The organism is Streptomyces sp. CNB091, assembly GCF_000377965.1.
The window spans coordinates 282,913-299,620 of sequence record NZ_KB898999.1 but is presented as its reverse complement, the minus strand read 5'-3'; the positions used below and the strand labels follow the sequence as shown (position 1 = coordinate 299,620).

Annotated in this window: 13 protein-coding genes; 6 read left to right on the top strand and 7 right to left on the bottom strand. The window is 71.9% G+C overall.

The genetic code is table 11. The features are described 5' to 3' along the window. Positions 1-12 precede the first annotated feature (12 nt). From D581_RS0119480 to D581_RS0119460, 5 genes are all read left to right on the top strand, one after another. Positions 13-1,302 (top strand): DUF7224 domain-containing protein, encoded by a 1,290-nt coding sequence (locus D581_RS0119480; RefSeq protein ID WP_018958887.1) that lies wholly within the window; start codon positions 13-15, stop codon positions 1,300-1,302. After that, the gene (locus tag D581_RS0119475) at positions 1,299-1,886 is read left to right on the top strand and encodes a hypothetical protein (protein ID WP_018958886.1); all 588 of its coding nucleotides are present in this window, start codon (positions 1,299-1,301) and stop codon (positions 1,884-1,886) included. The genes D581_RS0119480 and D581_RS0119475 overlap by 4 nt, the downstream gene beginning before the upstream one ends. After that, a complete protein-coding gene (locus tag D581_RS0119470) occupies positions 1,883-2,632 on the top strand; it encodes an ATP-binding cassette domain-containing protein (protein ID WP_018958885.1) in 750 nt (249 codons plus the stop codon). Before D581_RS0119475 ends, D581_RS0119470 begins: the two co-directional genes overlap by 4 nt. A 40-nt stretch (positions 2,633-2,672) precedes the next feature. Next, positions 2,673-3,503 (top strand): class I SAM-dependent methyltransferase, encoded by an 831-nt coding sequence (locus D581_RS0119465; RefSeq protein ID WP_018958884.1) that lies wholly within the window; start codon positions 2,673-2,675, stop codon positions 3,501-3,503. 76 nt (positions 3,504-3,579) lie between these two features. Beyond that, positions 3,580-4,068, top strand: a complete 489-nt coding sequence (locus D581_RS0119460) for a nuclear transport factor 2 family protein (protein WP_078625885.1) — start codon at positions 3,580-3,582, stop codon at positions 4,066-4,068. Positions 4,069-4,221: 153 nt separating this feature from the next. On the opposite strand, the gene D581_RS0119455 is transcribed toward D581_RS0119460, so the two are convergent. The 7 genes from D581_RS0119455 to D581_RS0119420 all read right to left on the bottom strand — a co-directional run bounded on the left by D581_RS0119455 (position 4,222) and on the right by D581_RS0119420 (position 15,532). Continuing rightward, positions 4,222-5,028: an SGNH/GDSL hydrolase family protein gene (locus D581_RS0119455; RefSeq protein WP_026290695.1), complete on the bottom strand. Its 807-nt coding sequence runs from the start codon at positions 5,026-5,028 to the stop codon at positions 4,222-4,224. A 509-nt stretch (positions 5,029-5,537) separates the two neighbouring features. Beyond that, the gene (locus tag D581_RS0119450; protein ID WP_032752841.1) at positions 5,538-6,809 is read right to left on the bottom strand and encodes a TIGR02679 family protein; all 1,272 of its coding nucleotides are present in this window, start codon (positions 6,807-6,809) and stop codon (positions 5,538-5,540) included. After that, positions 6,806-11,107 (bottom strand): TIGR02680 family protein, encoded by a 4,302-nt coding sequence (locus D581_RS0119445; RefSeq protein ID WP_018958880.1) that lies wholly within the window; start codon positions 11,105-11,107, stop codon positions 6,806-6,808. The genes D581_RS0119450 and D581_RS0119445 overlap by 4 nt, the downstream gene beginning before the upstream one ends. Continuing rightward, complete coding sequence (locus tag D581_RS0119440; protein WP_018958879.1) at positions 11,104-12,435, bottom strand: TIGR02678 family protein; 1,332 nt, start codon at positions 12,433-12,435, stop codon at positions 11,104-11,106. The genes D581_RS0119445 and D581_RS0119440 overlap by 4 nt, the downstream gene beginning before the upstream one ends. After that, the gene (locus D581_RS0119435) at positions 12,432-14,138 is read right to left on the bottom strand and encodes a TIGR02677 family protein (protein WP_018958878.1); all 1,707 of its coding nucleotides are present in this window, start codon (positions 14,136-14,138) and stop codon (positions 12,432-12,434) included. Before D581_RS0119435 ends, D581_RS0119440 begins: the two co-directional genes overlap by 4 nt. Before the next feature lie 339 nt (positions 14,139-14,477). Next, positions 14,478-14,669 carry a hypothetical protein gene (locus tag D581_RS0119425; RefSeq protein WP_018958876.1) on the bottom strand — a complete coding sequence of 64 codons (192 nt, stop codon included), beginning with the start codon at positions 14,667-14,669 and terminating at the stop codon, positions 14,478-14,480. A gap of 11 nt (positions 14,670-14,680) precedes the next feature. Then, positions 14,681-15,532: a Scr1 family TA system antitoxin-like transcriptional regulator gene (locus D581_RS0119420; protein ID WP_018958875.1), complete on the bottom strand. Its 852-nt coding sequence runs from the start codon at positions 15,530-15,532 to the stop codon at positions 14,681-14,683. Between the two features lie 357 nt (positions 15,533-15,889). Between D581_RS0119420 and D581_RS01000000137465 the strand changes: the two genes are divergently transcribed. Then, positions 15,890-16,558, top strand: coding sequence for a histidine kinase (locus D581_RS01000000137465; protein WP_486585855.1), 669 nt, complete (start codon positions 15,890-15,892; stop codon positions 16,556-16,558). Positions 16,559-16,708 lie beyond the last annotated feature (150 nt).

Genomic DNA, 16,708 nt, shown 5'->3' with positions numbered 1-16,708 from the left:
CGACGAGGCCCTATGCGCATCACCGCTTCTCTCCGCACGCACCCCGCCGTGCTGGCCACCCCTTTCATCGGGATCTTCTTCGCCTACGTCTTCCTGACGAGCACCCGGCGCATCGGTCAGCTCATCGACCTGCCCTGGGCCGCACAGGCGGCTTCGTACGCGCTGCACGCCCCCGTGCCGATGGCGGCCGCGGCCGCCGCGGGTCTGACCGCCGTGGAAGCGACCCGGCTCAAGGCCCTGGGCACGTGGCAGTTGGGCGCCGTCCAGCCCACGTGGCGTATCGCGCTGCACTCCGTCCTCGTCACCGTGGTGTGCCTCTCGACGCTCACCGCCGGCGTCATGGCGGGCGGGCTGTGGGTGGTCGGAGTCCTTCCCGACCCGTACGCGTTGCAGATCATGGGCATCGTGGTGGTGCTGATCGCCGCCCACGGCGTCATCGGGTTCGTCGTCGGCAGGCACCTGCACGCGCTGTACTCCGCACCCCTGGTGGCGGTGGTGGCTTTCGTGGGCATCACCTTTCCGCTGGGCACGGACAGCTACTGGGCGCACCATGTCACCGGGGCGATCGACTGGGTGGGCTTCGGCGAGGCGTACTCACCGGCGATGACGCTGGCCGCCCTCCTGCCCACGGTCTGCCTCGCACTTGCCTGCGTCGCGCTGGCGGCCCTCCGCCGCGATCCCGTCCGTTATGCCGCCCTGGCCTTGGTCCTGGCCGTTGGCGGCCTGTTCGGCGCCTACGGCATCACGGCGGACTGGCGCTCGATGCCTCCGGCCTCCCGGGGGCTGGCCCCGGTCGTCTGCGCAGGGGAAGCGCCCGAGGTCTGCCTGCCGGAGGCCGGAGCCGAGCACATCGGTGAGATCCAGGCCGAAATCCGGCGGATGGCCGAACAGTTGGCGGCCAAGGGTGTCATCGACCGGAAGCCCGGCCGCATCACCGACGTCTCCGTGGCGGACGACCGGCGGATCGACACCGAGGGAGAGCACTGGACACTCGCCCTCGCACCGGGCACCGCGGACCAGGCCCTCGGGGAGAACATCGCCATCGCCGTGGTCGGAGCGCCCTGCGCCGAGCCCGACTGGAACGTGCTGCACTACAACACCCTCTGGGCGGCCCGCGCGATAGGGGTCGAGAACCAGTACCTGGCATGGCTGTCACGGGAGACCCAGGGGTTCAGCCAGGGCCAGACCAAGGAGCGGCTCCTGGCCGGGACGGCCGGCGTGGCCGAGCTGTCCGCGCGGGAGCAGCGGGCCTGGTACGCGGAGAAGCTCCGGTCCGCCTGCCGGGCCGGCGGCCCGGCATGATCTGGTGGCTGCGCCAACGGGGCGCTTTCGGACTGCTGCCCGGTGTGCTGCTCGCCTTCGCCGTGGGCATCGGTCTGACCAGCGGTGTGTCCGTCGTCTTCCCCTCGTTCCTGGGGCACTACGCGATGATGACGGAGCTCAGCACCTTCGTCGCCGTCCTCCCCGGCATCGCGGTGATCGCCTGCCTGGAGCGGCGGATGCCCTCCGTGGAACGCTCCGCTGTCCGGCGTGTCGACGCCCGGGACACCGTCCTCGTGGCCGGCTTCGCGCTCCTCGTGACCGCGGTGGCCGCGGGCCTGTCCCTGGTGGGGCCGGACGCCATGCTGGTGGCCGCGCGCAACAATCTGCTCTTCTGCGGACTCGCGCTGGGGGTCTGGCCGTTGCTGGGGCACCGCGCGACGCTGGTTCCCGTCTTCTGGATGATTCAGTCCATGTTCCTCGGCGGCCGCAGCCGTGACGACCCCTACCCCTGGGTGATCGTCACCGAGGCAGCTCATGTCACCCACGCCACCGTGGGAGCCGCCGCCGTTTTCCTGGCCGGACTTCTCTCCCTCGCCTGCTTCGCACCAAGGACCGACCGATGACCCTGCTGCTCGACCGCGTCACCTTCCGCTACCGCCGCTGGGAACGCCCCGTCCTCTCCGGCTTCAGCTACGAGGTCCCCGACGAGGGCCTGACGATCCTGCTCGGCCCCAACGGAGCGGGCAAGTCGACCACGATGTCCCTCCTGGCGGGCACGGTGGAGCCCCAGGGAGGCAAGGTCCGGCTCAAGGACTCCGCTCTCACCTCCGCCGCCCGCGCGTACCGCCGGCATGTGGCGTGGCTGCCGCAGAAGGTACCGACGTCACGGCAGCTGACCGCCCGCGAGTACGTGGCGTACGTGGCCTGGCTGAAGGGCGAGGACCGTACGGGGGCCTGGGAGCGCGCGGGGAAGGCCCTCGACCAGGTGGGCCTCGCCGAACAGAGCGGCCGGAAGACGGCCAAGCTCTCCGGAGGCCAGCTCCGCCGGGTCGGCATCGCGTGCGCGCTCGCCCACGACGCGCGGGTGATCCTCCTCGACGAGCCCACGGCCGGACTCGACCCGCACCAGCGCACCGTCTTCCGCAACGTGCTGCGCACGGTCGCCGACCGCGTTCCGGTCCTGATGTCCACCCACGACATCGCCGACCTGGCCGACGAGGCGAACACCGTCACCCTCATGGACCGCGGCCGGGTCCTCCACCACGGGGCGACCCGGAGCTTCCTGGACCAGGCGCGGTCCGACGCCGCTCCTGGCCGGCAGGCCGAGTCCGCGTACGCCGTCCTCATGGGTCTGGAGGGCACCGAATAACCACTCGCACGCCTCCCGGCCCGCGGATAGCTTTCCGGACATGTACTCCCCGACTCCGGACGACTGGCACGACACCAACCGCGCGCGCTGGGACGAACGCGTGCCGATCCACGTGGCGAGCGACTTCTACGAGCTGGACGCGTTCCTGGCGGGCAAGGACGTGCTGCGCGCCTTCGAAGCGGCCGAGGTCGGCGACGTCACCGGGAAGACCCTGCTGCACCTCCAGTGCCATTTCGGCCTCGACACCCTCTCCTGGGCGCGGCGCGGCGCCGCGCGGGTCGTGGGCCTCGACTTCTCCGAGCCCGCCGTCGAGACCGCCCGGGGCCTGGCGAGTTCGCTGGAACTGGGCCCGGACCGGGCGTTGTTCGTCGCGGCCGACGTGTACAACGCACCGGGAGCCGTCCCCGATCCCGGGTACGACATCGTCTACACGGGCATCGGCGCGCTGGGCTGGCTGCCCGACCTCGACCGCTGGGCCGATACCGCCGCCTCGCTGGTCGCGCCCGGCGGATTCCTCTACCTCGCGGAGTTCCACCCGCTGACCGATTCGATGGACGAGACCGGTTCGGTCGTCACCGACGACTACTTCAGCCGCGACGCCTGGGTGGACGAGACGCCGGGTACGTACGCCGACCTCGACGCGCCGACCGTGCACAACCGCAGCGTCGAGTGGCAGCACCCGGTGGGCCGGGTGGTGACGGCGCTCGTCGCGGCGGGCCTGCGGATCGAGTTCCTCCACGAGCACGACTTCTCGCTCGTCCAGCGGTTCGACGTCCTGGAGCGCCACGCGGACGGCCACTACCGCTTCCCGGCGGGCCGGCCGAGGATCCCGCTGATGTACTCGATCAAGGCGTCGCGGCCCGCGGAGTAGCAGGGGTGACCGGGGGGCCGCCGCCCTTCGGGACTTCTCCGGCCGATTGTCAGTGGTGGGGTACAGACTCGTTTCCATGACCGACACGACAGGTGGAACGGCGGGCGGAGCCACGCCCGGTACGGCTCCGGGCACGGCTCCCGGGACGACGACGGCCGCGCTGCGCGGGGTGGTCGAGGCGTACTGGTCGTCGGCCGAGGCGCGCGACTGGGCCGGGTTCGGGGAGACCCTCGCCGAGGACGTGGTGTACGAGCTGCCGCAGAGCCGCGAGCGGATCCACGGCAAGGAGCGGTATCTCCGTTTCAACGAGGAGTATCCGGGCGACTGGCACGTGCGGGTCGAGCGGATCGTCGTCGACGCGGAGGGCCGGCAGGCCGCCGCCCGGACCGGGTTCACGGTGACGGGGGACCAGCCGGAGGAAGAGCCGAAGGAAGCGCCGCAGGAGATGGACGCCATCCACTTCTTCACCTTCGACGAGAAGGGGCTGATCACCGGGGTGACGGACTTCTGGCCCGAGTCGTACGAGCCTCCGGCCGGCCGCGAGCATCTGGTCGAGCGCTACTGAGAACGGCGGCCCACCGATCCCCCGGTGAACCGCCGTTCCGTACGAGGAGCTGTCTGCGGAGAGGCACCCCGGAGCCGCTCCCCCTGAGTCACACCGCCGGACTGCCCCGCCGGACTGCCCCGCCGGTCTGTTCCGCCGGTCGGTCCCGCCGAACTACACCGCCGAGCGGAGGGCGGGCAGATAGCCGCCCGACTGCCCCGCGGCCTTGGGGTGGTACGAGTTGTGGATCGGCACCGTGACGCTGTGGAGCCAGGCGTCTCCGGAGCACAGCTCGTGCCCGGTGAATTCGTCCACCACGCTGGAGAAGGTGAACCCGGCGTCGGCGGACCGCTTGGCGAGGACGTCGTTCAGCACGTCCGAGGCGTTGTTGATCGCGGTCCGCTCGGCCTCGGAGAGCCCGGCGACGCAGCTGCCGGACAGCTGGTAAAAGCGGGGATAGCCGAGCACCACGACCTGGGCCTGCGGGGCGCGGGCCCGGATGCCGTCGTAGAGGGCATCGAGGCTGCCGGGCAGGGAGTTGTTCATCTGCGAGACGGCGTTGTTCACGCTGTTGAGGCAGGTGGCCTCGCCGGCCAGCACGCAGTCCTGCATGACGTCGGCGAACCCGACGTCATTGCCTCCGGCGGTGACGCTGACGAGAGAGGTGGACGCACTGAGCACGCCGAGCTGGGTGCTCGCCACGGACGAGGTGGTCGCCCCCGAACAGGCGACGAAGTCGAACGAGGCCGGGGAGTTCGCCGCCTGCCACAGATACGGGTAGGCGTTGGTGCTGCGCCGGCAGTCGCCGCTGTCGGAGAGGTAGCTTCCGGCGCCGACGCCGGAGGAGTAGGAGTCGCCGAGCGCGACATAGCCGCCGGCGGCGGCCGAGTCGGTCGCGGAGGCCGGTCCCGCGACGCCGAGCGCGGCCACGGCGGCGAGCGCGAGAGTGACGACAGATGCTCGAATTCTACGTACTGACATGGCTGCCGGCCCTTCGAGGTGTGGGGGGATGAGGGGGTGGGAGGACGAGCTGCGGGGGACAGGTGGGGGGTTGGGGGAGCGATGCAGTTTCTAGCAGCTCGCGGTACCCGCCGGTAATGCCCACGCGAGAAGTCGTCTGATATGCCCGAATGATCGTTCGGGGGGCCGGGCTCTGCGCGTAGATAAACCGCCAACTCCGTGCCGGACCTGGCAAGTTCGAGGAAATTCTGTGCGTCCAGGAGGGGCCGGACGGGCGGTGACGCGCGGGCCGCGAGGGCCCTGTCCGGCCGTCGCCGCACCGGCGATTTCATCCGGACGGGTGAGGGCGGGGCGGCCGTTGCGCGGGCCTTGCAGGGCGGTTGACGGCGTGCCTTGCCGGACTTGCCGGGCTGCCGGCCTTGCCGGTCACGTCGTCAGGGCGATCCGGGCGCCGGTCGAGACGCGTGCGGTCGCGCTGACGGAATCGGCGGCGCGAGCGGGACCGGCCCAGCCCGGCCACTCCGCCTCCCTTACGGGGCACCCCGCAGATCGTCCACCAGCAGGTCGAGCGTCGCCTCCTCATGGAGCGCTACCCCGAGCGCTGCCATGACAGGGGCGAGCCCCGCGTCCCAGACCGCGCTGACGGGCTGACCGACCAGCGGCAACTGGGGGATCCCCTCGGCCTGGCTGCGCGCGGCCAGGCGCTCGTAGTCCTCGGCGCCCATGCGCCATGGCCGGGCTCCGTAACGGCGGATGACCCGGTTCGCCAGAGCGATGCCCGGCCAGTCGAAGTCGCCGTGGTAGGCGAAGCGACAGTCGGTGGCGGCGAGAACGTCCAGAAGTGTGAGGACCACCGTCGCGGCGCTGCCGGAGGTACAGACCAGGGGGTGCGAACAGCCCGCGTCCGCCGCGGCCTCCACCACCCGTGGGTTCTCGCAGATGTGGACGGTCGTTCCGGCGGGCAGGTGAAGCCGTACGTCGAGCAGGTCCCGGGCCGTCAGGTGGGTCTCCGCACGGTGATCGGCCCGCTCCCGCAGTGACCTCGCGCGCCAGTCCTCGCCGAGGGGCCGGAGGCCGTACGTCAGCACGGTGCTGGATACCTCGTCCGGTGTGACCGAGACCAGCCGCCACAGTGCCCGTCGGCCGGCCGCGTCGCCGGGAAGGTCCGTGCCGTGGGCCAGGGCGATGCCGCGCTGGACGAGACGGGCGAGCCAGGTGCCGTCGTCCAGACCGTGCGCCGAACCCGTCGCCGACGCGGCCAGCTCACCGCGGCCCTGTGCGTCGGTACGGTGCGGGTCGAGCAACACGCCCAGGACCTGGACCGCCTGCTGAAGCGTCCGTACGGCTGCTTCCGGTGTCACGCCCTTCGGGACGCCGGTGCGGCGCAGCACATCCGACCACCGCTCCACCCACTCCAGCCCGGCCAGCGGCGACGCGTCGAGGGATGAGGCGAGCGAGGCCCAGACACGCTGCCGCTCCGCCGCGTTCTCCTCGCGGGCCGCACGTCGGTCGACGAGCGGAGGGCCGAGTTCCTCCAGGACCTCCCTGAGCCCGAGCCCGGCGGCCGAGGCCCGCAGCCGTTCGTCGAGCGCGTCGAGCCGCACGGTCACCGCCGTACCCGTGAGGGGCTTGCCCAACAGGAGTGACAGGCCGTTCCGTTCCTGGGCGCTCACCGCTGTCAGCCGGAGGGAGCCGGTGGACCGCGTCCCGTTGCTCTCCAGGCGATTACGCGCGCCACTCCAGAGCCGCGCGAGAGCGGGGCCCGCCAGCCAGTCGCGGGTGGCGGGCGGAAGGGCGCTCATACCGACGACGGCCGCCGGTGGCGACCGTTCCACGTGTAGTGCAACGTGGCCACTCCGCGTACGTGAGGGTCGCGCAGGCACTCGTAGATGTGCAGGGAGGGGACCTCGGCCCAATTGCCCATCAGGCGCTCGCTCGTGAGCACGAAGTCCAGGTCCAGATCGACCAGAATGCGGCCCAGGCGCCCGTGCGTGGGTTCGTCGACCTTGGCGAAGGCGTCGTCCAGGAGAATCAGCCGGGGCGCGTGCGGGGCCGAGTCGGCGAGGCTGGTGAAGTGGGCGGCAGCGGCGGCGAAGAGCACGAGGTACGAGAGGACGCGCTGCTCTCCCTGGCTCAGGCCGGTGCGGCCGGTCAGCTTCCTTCTGCGTCCGGGGGCGGCGTCCTCGACCACGAAGGTGTGGAAGGTGAACCAGGAGCGGTAGTCCAGCGCGGTGCGGAGGTGGGAGGTGTAGCCGGCCGACGGGTCGGCGCGGCGGGCGTCCTCGATGCGGCGTTGCGTCACGTCGCGGAGCTGCTCGGTCTGCTCGCGCGTCCGGAGGCTCGACGGGCTGCGCAACAGTTCGACGGCCACCCGCACGTCGGCGTCGGCGTCCTCGTTGAGTTTCCAGAGGAGCTCCACGCCGAGGCCGTGCGAGGTCCGTACGGTCTTCAGCGTGTCGTTGAGTGCCGCGACCAGGTTGGCCGCCGTGATGACCTGCGTGGAGAGGTGGTCGCCGAGCTCGCCGGTCAGGAAGCGCTGGAACACGTCGCTCTCGCGCTCGGTGAGCCGTCCTCGCGCCTCGGCGGCCTCCACGGCGATCCGCTCGCCCACGACCGCGACGTCGTGCGAACCGTGGTCGTCGAGCAGACGGCACACCTTGATGCCGTCGTGTTCGTCGAGCTGTGCGTCGTAGCCGCCCGCCAGTTGATCGCGCAGCGTTGTGTGCCGCTTGAGGAGAAGGCTGTCGGACACCTCTTCCCGGTCACGGCCGAGGCTCCGGTCCACCGCCTCCGCCAGTGCCCGCAGTGCGCGCAGGCGGTCGCGTGCGTCGGAGCCCGGGTCGTCCGGTACCTGATCCGGGAGGGACGTACGGTCCAGCCCCGCTCCGGTGACGACTTCCGGACGGCTGAGAGCACCGCGCAGAGCGCGGCCGGCCTCGATCACGGCCGCTTGCTGGTCTGCCAGTTCCTCGCGCAGGCGTTCCTCCTTCTCCTCCGCCCGCACACGTCGGTCGCGCAGTCCGTTGTGGTCGCGCTCTCTCGCCGGGATGGCCCCCACGGCGTTCGCGATGCGGTCCTTGGCCGCCTGTTCGTCGGCGAGGATTTCCTCCTCGGAAGATCCGACAGCGGCCTCCCGGGTCCGCAGATCCTGCTGCGCGGTGCGCAGCTGCCGGTGGCGAAGCCGGTAGCCCTCTTCCGCTTCCGTCCGCTTCTCGCGGGCCCCCGCGTACCGCCGGTCGTCCGCCCGGCTTCCGCCGAGCCGGGCGACCGTACCGTTGACCGCCCTGCGCAGGTGGCCGACGCCGGTGAGCAGCGAGCCCAGCGCGGTGCGTACGCGGTCCAGTGCGACGGTGTCGGTGGGCAGGTCATGGGCGGTCGCGGTGGCGTCGGCGTCGGAGCGCGTCGAAACGGCCAGAGCGCGGGCCGCCTCCGCCCGGCGCGCCGCCTCGGCCGCCTCGGCGGAGCGTGCTCGCGCCGTCCTCTCCTGTGCGGCATGCGTGTTCCAGGAGTCGGAGAGCCGCTGCGCTTGGGGGAAGTCGCGTTCCGCTTGGGCCAGGGCCCGTCGCCGGGAATCGGCTGCGGCGAGTTCGGCACGGGCTCCGGCCAACTGCCGTTCCGTCTTGCCGAGCCGCTCTTCCAGCTCGGCCAGGGCCCGTCGCCGGGTCTCGGCCCGTACCGCCGCGCCCACGTACTCGGCGGCGCTCTTGTGGTGCTGCCCCCGGAGGACTCCCAGCCGCCAGCTGCCGTCGAAGTGGACCGCGCCGGCGGCCGTCGTCCCCGCGGCCGGTGCGAGCACGATGGCTGACAGCAGGTGCTCCACCTGCTCGGTGGTGATGCCGCTCTCCGGCCGCGCGACCGGGCGCAGGGCCGAGGCGAGGGTCTGCGCCACGGGCAGCGGGCCGTGGGCCGGAGCCGCGTCGGGATGGGTGTCCCCGGAGAGGGGATCGGGATGGGTGTCCCCGGAGAGTGGATCGAGAAGAGCATCCCCGGAGAGCGGATCGAGAAGGGCGCCGCCCGCGCCGACCCACGCGTCGAGAAGGCCACTCGCCTCCAGTGCCGCCTCCAGACCGGCCCGGTCGGCGGGGGTCAGGTGCTCGGCGAAGTCCACCAGCCGGTAGAAGGGTGCGCCGCCGGCCGGGTCTCTTGCCGCGCTGCGGTGGTACGGGGCCGGAGGCTCCGGGTCCGTACGACGTTCCCAGGCCCGCCTCCGCTGTGCCAGGCGGTCGGTCTCCTCGTCGAGCCGGGCGACGTCGACCGCCAGGGTGTCGCGGTGCCGGGTGAGGGCGTCGGCGTAAGGCTCCAGAGCCAGGTGTGCCGTCTGTCGCGCGTGGGTGTCGATGCCGGCCGGGAGCGTGCGGGCGGAGAACGCCGCGTCGGAGTCGGCCGCGCAGGCCACCTCCGAGAGGACGGCGTCCAGCGGTGGGCACGCGGGTCCCGCCGTGGTCCGCGTCTCGCGCACCCACACGGCGACCGCGTCGGCGTACCCCCGGCTCTCCTCGGCGACCTTCTGCCGGCTGACTTCGAGCCGGGCAGCGGCCTCCTCCGCCTCGCCCTCCAGCCGTTCCCGTTCCTCGTCGGCCCGCACCGCGCTGCCACGCGCCTCTTCGGCCCGCGAGGAGAGCCGGGCCACGTCCCGCACCATCCGCTGTCGGTTCCGTACGACGGTCTCGGCGGCTCCCAGCTGTTCCTGCCAGGACCGCAGCCCGGCCTCCGTCGTCGCCGTGTCCACGCGCACCACCGGTCGGTGCCGTACGGTCCGCGGTTCCCCGTCCGGGCCGGCCAGCTCCGACTGTGTCGACGAGGAACGGACGGTGCGCGGCAGCGCGACCGCCTCGCCGAGATGCGCGGCGGGAAGTACCGCCCGCTCCGCCTGGGCCAGGAGTTCCCGGTGCTCCGTGGCCAGTTCGGTGAGCCGGGCCCCCAACTCCTCGACGCCCTCGTCCAGCCGTTCGGCCGCGCTCTCCTCCGCCTCGTGCGCACCGCGCAACGCGGCGAAGGCGGTCACGGCCGTGGTGTGAAGTGCCTCCACCGTGCTGCGGCGCTCCGACAGTTCGCGCAGGCTGCGGTAGGCGTGGCTGCCGTGCAGGGCGGCCAGTTCGGTCCGGGCGGTCTCCTCCTCCTCGCGGAGGTTCCTCAGCCCCTCCTCCGACACCTTCTCGTGCGCCTTCAGGGCGCTCGTGTGCTGGGCGGCGTCCCCGGCGTTCCGGCGGCGTTCGGAGAGAGTGTCCAGTTCCCGGCTCACGTCCCGGGCCGCGGAGCGCAGGATTCCGGCGAGGTAGCGGCGGTAGTCGGAGAGGAAGGCGCGCAGGGCCGCGTCGGTACGTTCCGTGCGCCCCAGTTCGGCGCGCACGGTGTCCAGATCGTGGAGGTTGCGGGCCACCTTCTCGACCACGTCCTCGTCGAGTCCGGGCAGGGTCTCACTGAGCAGGACGGCCAGGCCGCCGTGCTCGATGCGGTCCCCGACCGTGGGTCGCCGCAGCCGGTGCAGGAGCTGGGTGAGGTTGCGGTAGCGCGTCGCGTCCGTGATCCCGAAGAGGTCCCGGGCCACGCGGGCACGGTGTTCGACCGCCCGGTCCGTCCAGTTCCCGGGGCCGACGATCTGCTTGAGCCGGTCGAGGGCAAGGGGCTTGCCCGCCTCGACCAGGTGCAGGTCCTCGCCGACGCGCAACGGGGTGACGAAGAAGGTCGGCACCGCCTTCTGCGCCGACTTCGAGGCACGGATCGCGGCGCCGAGGGTCAGAAAGCGGTGGTCACCGGCCTCGTCCGTCCCCCGGAACTCCACCCACAGATGGCCGAGGCGGTTGGTCTGCTCGAAGCCGTCCAGCATCAGCCAGGCGAGCGTCGTCCGCCCGGTGCCGGTGGCGTCGAGGGCCCGGGAATCGCCGTCCAGGAGATACGGGAGCAGCATCTCCAGGGCCTTGGACTTGCCCGCCCCGTTCTTGCCGCGCAGCAGCAGCCGCCCGTCACCGAAGGCGAACTCCTGCTCGTCGTACTGCCAGACGTTCTGGATGCCCGCCCGGTGCAGCCGGAAGCGGGTGCTCGCCGTCGGCGCGTGACCTGGACGCGGAGGCGGAACGAGATCACGGGCGTCGGCGGTCATAGCGGCAACTCCTGCTGTGTGTCGGTCGGTTCGTGCCGCCGGTCGATCGCCCGCACGGTGACCCGGGTGGCGTAGCGGGCCGCCGAGGCGAGCAGGACCCAGCCCGCGCCGCCGTCGCCGGGCCGGGCCGCCCGGACGTCGGTGACCTGGCGCCCTTCCGGCAGCTCGCCGGCGTGCTGCTCCGGCAGCCCCGCTCCCCCGGATCGCAGGGGACCGGCCGGGGCGATCAAGCGCATGCGGGAGAGCAGGTCCAGCACGGCTTCACGCAGGGCATCGGGGTCTTCGAGGTAACCGCGCTGCCAGTTGCCGCGCTGCCCGTACTCGGCGACCAGCCCGGCCAGAAGCTCATCCACCGCACCGTCCGGAACGGCGACCCCGACGACGAGGACTCCGCCGGTCGCGGGGTGTCCGGGCTCCGCCGGGCGGAGCCGCTCCACCAGCCGTTCCACCAGGAGCAACGCGGCCTGGGCGACGGTCCCCGTCCCGGGCAGGTGGAGGTCGGTCAGCTCCTCCTCGGGGTCGACCAGGGCCACTCCCTCGGCGCGGATCTCCGTCTCCAGGCCGAGGAGTTCGAGGAACGCCTGGCCCTCCCGGCGCTGGCGGGTGCGGAGCCAGTCGCGTTCGGAGTCGGTCAGTTCGTCCAGGTGGACGACAGGGGTCTCGACCAGCATCCGGCGCACGTAGGTGCGCGGCCCTCCGAACCCCGGGTCCGCCGCCCGCCGGACCAGGTCGGCGCCGTCCCGCGACTGGGCGAGCGGTCCGGCCACGATGACCCGGGCGAGCTCGCGGTCGACCGTGATCAGCGCCTCCCCGTCGGCCTCCTGGGCGATGACGCCCACGTGACCGTGGGTCTCGATCAGGACGCCCCACTCGACGAGCTGCCGCAGGGCCGCGACCAGCGTCCGCTTCCCGGCCGCCCGTCCGGTCTCCTCCAGCTCGACGTCCGCGTCGGCCGCCGCGGCCCGGATGTCGGCGACGAGCTGGGACAACAGCAACTGCTCCGGCGCGGTGACCAGCACGGACAGGGCCAGCGCCAGACAGGCGTAGGCGTGCGGGGTGAAGGGGGTGCCGGTGGACCGTACGAGCCGGTGGCCCGACCGGGCTCCGAGCCCGGCCTTGAACAGCCGGGCGTAGGAGCTGTCGACCAGGAGGCGGTAGCCGAGCACTTGCTGGAACCGGCCGCGGAGCCAGTCGGCGTGCCTGCGGACCAGCGGAAAGAGGTCGGCGTGCGGGCCGTCCGACGTGACCAGCGGGTGGGCGAGCAACAGCCGTGCCGCGGTGCGGCGTTCGGTGGCCAGAGCCACATCGTGGGCGGAGGGAAGCGTCATGACACGCTCACCTCCTTCGTACCGCCGGCAGGCGCGCCGTGCGACCGAGGGGGAGGAATCTCGCTGCCGGTCGGCTCCGCCCCTTCCGCCGAGCCGGCCGTCCTGTGGACCACCAGCTCCAGGTCGTCCAGGAGCAGATCCCCGTCGGCCGAGTGGAGAAGCGTGCGCGCTCCCGCCGTCCGGTGCACGGTGAGCCGGATGCCCAGATCGGCGTCCTCGCTCCACGCGGCGTCCAGCCCGAAGCCCCGCTCCTCCCGCTCGTCCGCCTCGGCACGCCGCCTGAGCTGCGCGTTCCCCAGCGCCGTGGCCAGCAGCTCCAGGAGCAGGCTGAGCGCCGCCGAAGTGAGCCGTACGCCGTCGAAACGGGCGGACGCGCTGCACAGCTCGTCCGCCGCGGCGCTTCTGTCGGCGGCCCGCTGACGCGCCGCCTCCAGCAGCCGCTCCTTCTGGGCGGAATGGTCCTCCACCGAAGCCGTCCGGCCCCGCTGGGCGCGGCTGCCCCGCTCGCGCAGGGCGACCGGTACCTCGACCACCGGGCCCGTCCACCAGCTGGTGTAGGCGGGCACCACCTCGTCGGCGGCGGGCGGTATGCCCAGGTGGCGCGCGCCGTACAGCCCGAAGGCGGCGACGGCGATGTCGTGCGCGTCCTGCGGCGCGGCCTCGTCGAACCACCGGGCCAGCCGCAACAGGTCCCGGCGCCGCGACATCTCGCCGGTGGCCGAGCGCAGCATCCGCTTGGCATTGGCCAGCAGCGACTGAAGGGCCCGCAGGGTGGCGTCGCGCAGCTGGTCGACCTGGCTGCCCTGTCCGTCGGTGTCCCTGAACCAGCCCCGCAGCCCCTCCCAGTCCGCGAGCTCGCGACCCCGGCTGCGCTGCACGCGGGTCTCCGTACGGCTCCCGCTCTGCGCCGGCAGCCCGGCGAGCCCCTGCGCGTGAGCGTTCAACTGCTCCAGCAGGCCCGGGAGGTGGGGCCAGAGCACGTCCAGCGCCGCCGAGATGCGGGGGCCGCGGAAGGACACGTCCTCCGTGATCGCCTCGACGTAGTCCAGGAGGAGTTCCTTGAAGCCCTGGTACTCGCCGCTGTCCAGGTCGTACCGGGCGAGGACCTGGCCGAGATAGGCGTAGAAGTCCCGGACGGAGTCCGCGAACCCGGCGAACTGCACGAACAACGTGCTGACCCGCTCCAGCCCGTCCTGCGGGGCGATGCCGCCCGGCTCGGCGACCAGCTCGGCCAGCTCCCGCAGCCCCCGCTCGACCAGGGCCAGCAGCTCGTTGCTCACCTCACGGGCGGCGTCGGCCTCGGCCAGCACCCCGTCGGCGTCCCGCTGGACGCGCTCGCCCAGCCGCGACAGCTGGTAGCGGGCCCGCGAACGCTGGTACTCCGTGATGCTGGACGCCTTCACGGTGTGGCTGCCGCGCAGCAGGTTCCCCCACTTCACCAGCTGGTCCAGCCGCGCGGTGAGGGGGTCGGCGTCGAGCCCGGAGGCAGCCCCGCCGCCCTCGCGCAGCTTGCCCATCACGTCCGGGACGGCCAGGTCGGCCAGGAGGGTGCCGCAGAAGACCCGCATGATCGCGAGGTACTCCAGCCGCTCCGGCGCGCTGAGGTACGCGTACGCGTCGAGGCGCCGGCGCGTCTCGCCGGCGTCGGGTGCCGCGTGCGCGTCTCCGGGTTCCGGCGGTGTGCCGGGTGTGGGTTCCTCCATGTCCGCGAGGTTACGTGGAGGGTCCGACAGGCGATGCGGGGTGGCCGGAACTGGCCTCCGGGCAGCCGGCGCGTCGGCCTCGGGCCGGTTGGGGCGGTGGAGTGCTCTCGTTGGGTGAGGTGCATCGCGCCGAAGACTCTGGTCCTCGCTGAGTACGACCGCATGGCCACCGCCGGTCTCAGCCTCGGCACGCCCCTCGTGGACGGCGAGAACTACACATACACGCTTACTCCGCCCCCGGGACACGACCCGCGTCACCCGGCCGCGCCGGAGGCCGACTGACGTCACAGCGGTCCGGGCTGGTGGTGGCCGTGCGGCGCGCGTGTCCTCCCCGGACCGTTACAGCAGGTGGTCGGCTCTACCTGCCTTGATGTCGCGGATCAGCGTACGCAGCGCCTCACGTGTGTCCGTGAGATAGGTACCCTCTTGGCCGGCTACGGCGATGTACGCGTTGCCGTCTGGATCGGTGCCGATGCGAAAGCAGTTGTTGCCCTCTCCGCAGAAGGGGGCTTCCCACTCGATGTCCGCCACGGTCGTTCTCCTCACAGGTCTTTGATGATGTTGCGGATGAAGTCACGCGATGCTGTGACTGGCAGACTCTTACCGTCCATCCAGTCCAAGTGAGCTCGATACTTGGCCAGTTGCAGCTCAGCGTGCATGAACGCGGGGCCGTGAGCCGTATCGAGTTGCACCGTGTCGAGCTGGGGCACCGGACCTTTCGCGTACAGCGCGGCATGTCCCGCTCCGGGGAAGCTCCCGAGGGCAAAGGGAATGACCCGCACCAGGACGTTGTCCCGCTCGCTCCACTCGATCAAGGCTCCGAGCTGGGCTCTGGCGGCGTCTCGTCCCCCGAAGAGCATGCGCAGGGCGGCTTCGTGAATGTAGCCCGTATAGGTCGGCGGATCTCGGCGCTCCAGCACGCGCTGCCGGTCAACACGATGGGCCACACGCAACTCGACCTCCTCGCGAGGGAGGGGTGGCAGCACCGCGGCGAAGATGCTGCGAGCGTAGTCCGCTGTCTGAAGAAGGCCGGGCACGTGGGCGGTCTGTACCGTCTGGATACTGGCGGCGTTCCACTCCAGCTCGACGATGTCGAGCAACCCCGGCGAGATGCTGCCTCGATACTTGCTCCACCACTGGGGTTTGGCTGGTTGAGCCATCTCCTCAAGAGCGGCCAGGTACCGCTCGTCCGCGCAGGCGCAGTGCGTCGCCAGCGTCCGCAGCCGGTCCGGACTGATGGTGCGGACGCCTGACTCGATGTTGGAGATCTTGCCCCGATCGATTCCCAGCAAGCCCGCCACGTACTCGGCGGTGAGCCCCGCCTCCGTGCGCAACTTCTTGATCTCCGCGCCCAGTCTGCGCTGTTGCTGCGTGGGTGTGGTGCGTGGCGGCATCGATCGTCCCTCTCCTCGGGCCGTAGGCCAGTCTGCCGGGTGAGCCTCGCGCAATCCATTCGGGGCCAATCCCTACGACGGGGTGGTACATGCGCCACCCTCTGCCCTACCTTAAGTCACGCGACGCTCACGCAAGGCGAACAAGAAGAGCATCGCGTGAGCCTGCCCGCGTCCTCCTGCCCTGGGAGGGGTGTGCTCGCGCCAGGGAGACAGGCCACTGCCTCGCCGCGTCGTACATCCGTTCCGTTCCGGCCGTGTCGGGGTCGTACCCCGCAGTCATCACGCCTCGTCAACGACGCGATCGCGTCACGGTGTTCACCATCGATTGGAGCCGTCATGCCCGAGAGTCTGCCCAGGGTGTCCGCAACGTCTGCCGCAGCCGTCGACCCCGCTTCCCCTGCCGTCCCGCCCGCACTCCACACCCCCGCTACCCGCCGCGCAGGTCAACCCGGCCCGGCGGGCGGGCGATCCGCCCTCCCCGCCTTCACTCTCGGCTCCCCGTACGCCCTCCAGGTGGCGTCCCGGATCACCCAGTGCCCGCCGCCCCCGCCGGACCTCCGGGAGCCCGCGGCGTCCCACTTCGTCTACGGGTTGACGCTCCCCTCGGCCACTGCGACCCCGCTCATCGCGCACGAGGCGGCGGACGCGGTGCTCGACGTACACGAGGTCGAGGACGAGTTGATCGAACCGGCCCTCGAATTGGTCCATGAACTCGCCGTCCATGCCTGCCGGTTCACCGGGGCGGGGGAGATGATCCACCTGGTTCTCCGCCGCTCCGACGGCGTCCTCCAGGTGGTGGTGCACGACACGCACACCCCGCATCTCAACTCCCGTCTCGCCGGCCAGTGCGCCGAGCGCCGCAGGGTGTCGCTCACGGCGGTGCGGGAGTTGGCCGAGCGGCGTGGTGGCGAGTGCGGGTTCGCCGCCGCGCACCCGCCCGCGACGGGTATGTGCACCTGGGCGTCGATCGGGCTCGACCTGGCGGGGTCGGCCGGCCCGGGTGCCGCCGAGGGGGAGGCCGCCTGACGGTGCATGACTGCCGGGCGCCCAAGCCGTGGGCGCCCGGCGCGGGCGCGTGCGACTCGAACGAAGGTTCCGTGAACGCGAGTGTGAGCGACTGGCGGGGCAGATGGAATCTGTTGACATTGCCAACGTGTGTACGTGATGATTCAGTAG

Bases quoted from the DNA above. Each gene is read 5' to 3' on its own strand.
- D581_RS0119480 (WP_018958887.1), top strand. From the start codon at position 13: ATGCGCATCACCGCTTCTCTCCGCACGCACCCCGCCGTGCTGGCCACC.
- D581_RS0119475 (WP_018958886.1), top strand. From the start codon at position 1,299: ATGATCTGGTGGCTGCGCCAACGGGGCGCTTTCGGACTGCTGCCCGGT.
- D581_RS0119470 (WP_018958885.1), top strand. From the start codon at position 1,883: ATGACCCTGCTGCTCGACCGCGTCACCTTCCGCTACCGCCGCTGGGAA.
- D581_RS0119465 (WP_018958884.1), top strand. From the start codon at position 2,673: ATGTACTCCCCGACTCCGGACGACTGGCACGACACCAACCGCGCGCGC.
- D581_RS0119460 (WP_078625885.1), top strand. From the start codon at position 3,580: ATGACCGACACGACAGGTGGAACGGCGGGCGGAGCCACGCCCGGTACG.
- D581_RS0119455 (WP_026290695.1), bottom strand. From the start codon at position 5,028: ATGTCAGTACGTAGAATTCGAGCATCTGTCGTCACTCTCGCGCTCGCC.
- D581_RS0119450 (WP_032752841.1), bottom strand. From the start codon at position 6,809: ATGAGCGCCCTTCCGCCCGCCACCCGCGACTGGCTGGCGGGCCCCGCT.
- D581_RS0119445 (WP_018958880.1), bottom strand. From the start codon at position 11,107: ATGACCGCCGACGCCCGTGATCTCGTTCCGCCTCCGCGTCCAGGTCAC.
- D581_RS0119440 (WP_018958879.1), bottom strand. From the start codon at position 12,435: ATGACGCTTCCCTCCGCCCACGATGTGGCTCTGGCCACCGAACGCCGC.
- D581_RS0119435 (WP_018958878.1), bottom strand. From the start codon at position 14,138: ATGGAGGAACCCACACCCGGCACACCGCCGGAACCCGGAGACGCGCAC.
- D581_RS0119420 (WP_018958875.1), bottom strand. From the start codon at position 15,532: ATGCCGCCACGCACCACACCCACGCAGCAACAGCGCAGACTGGGCGCG.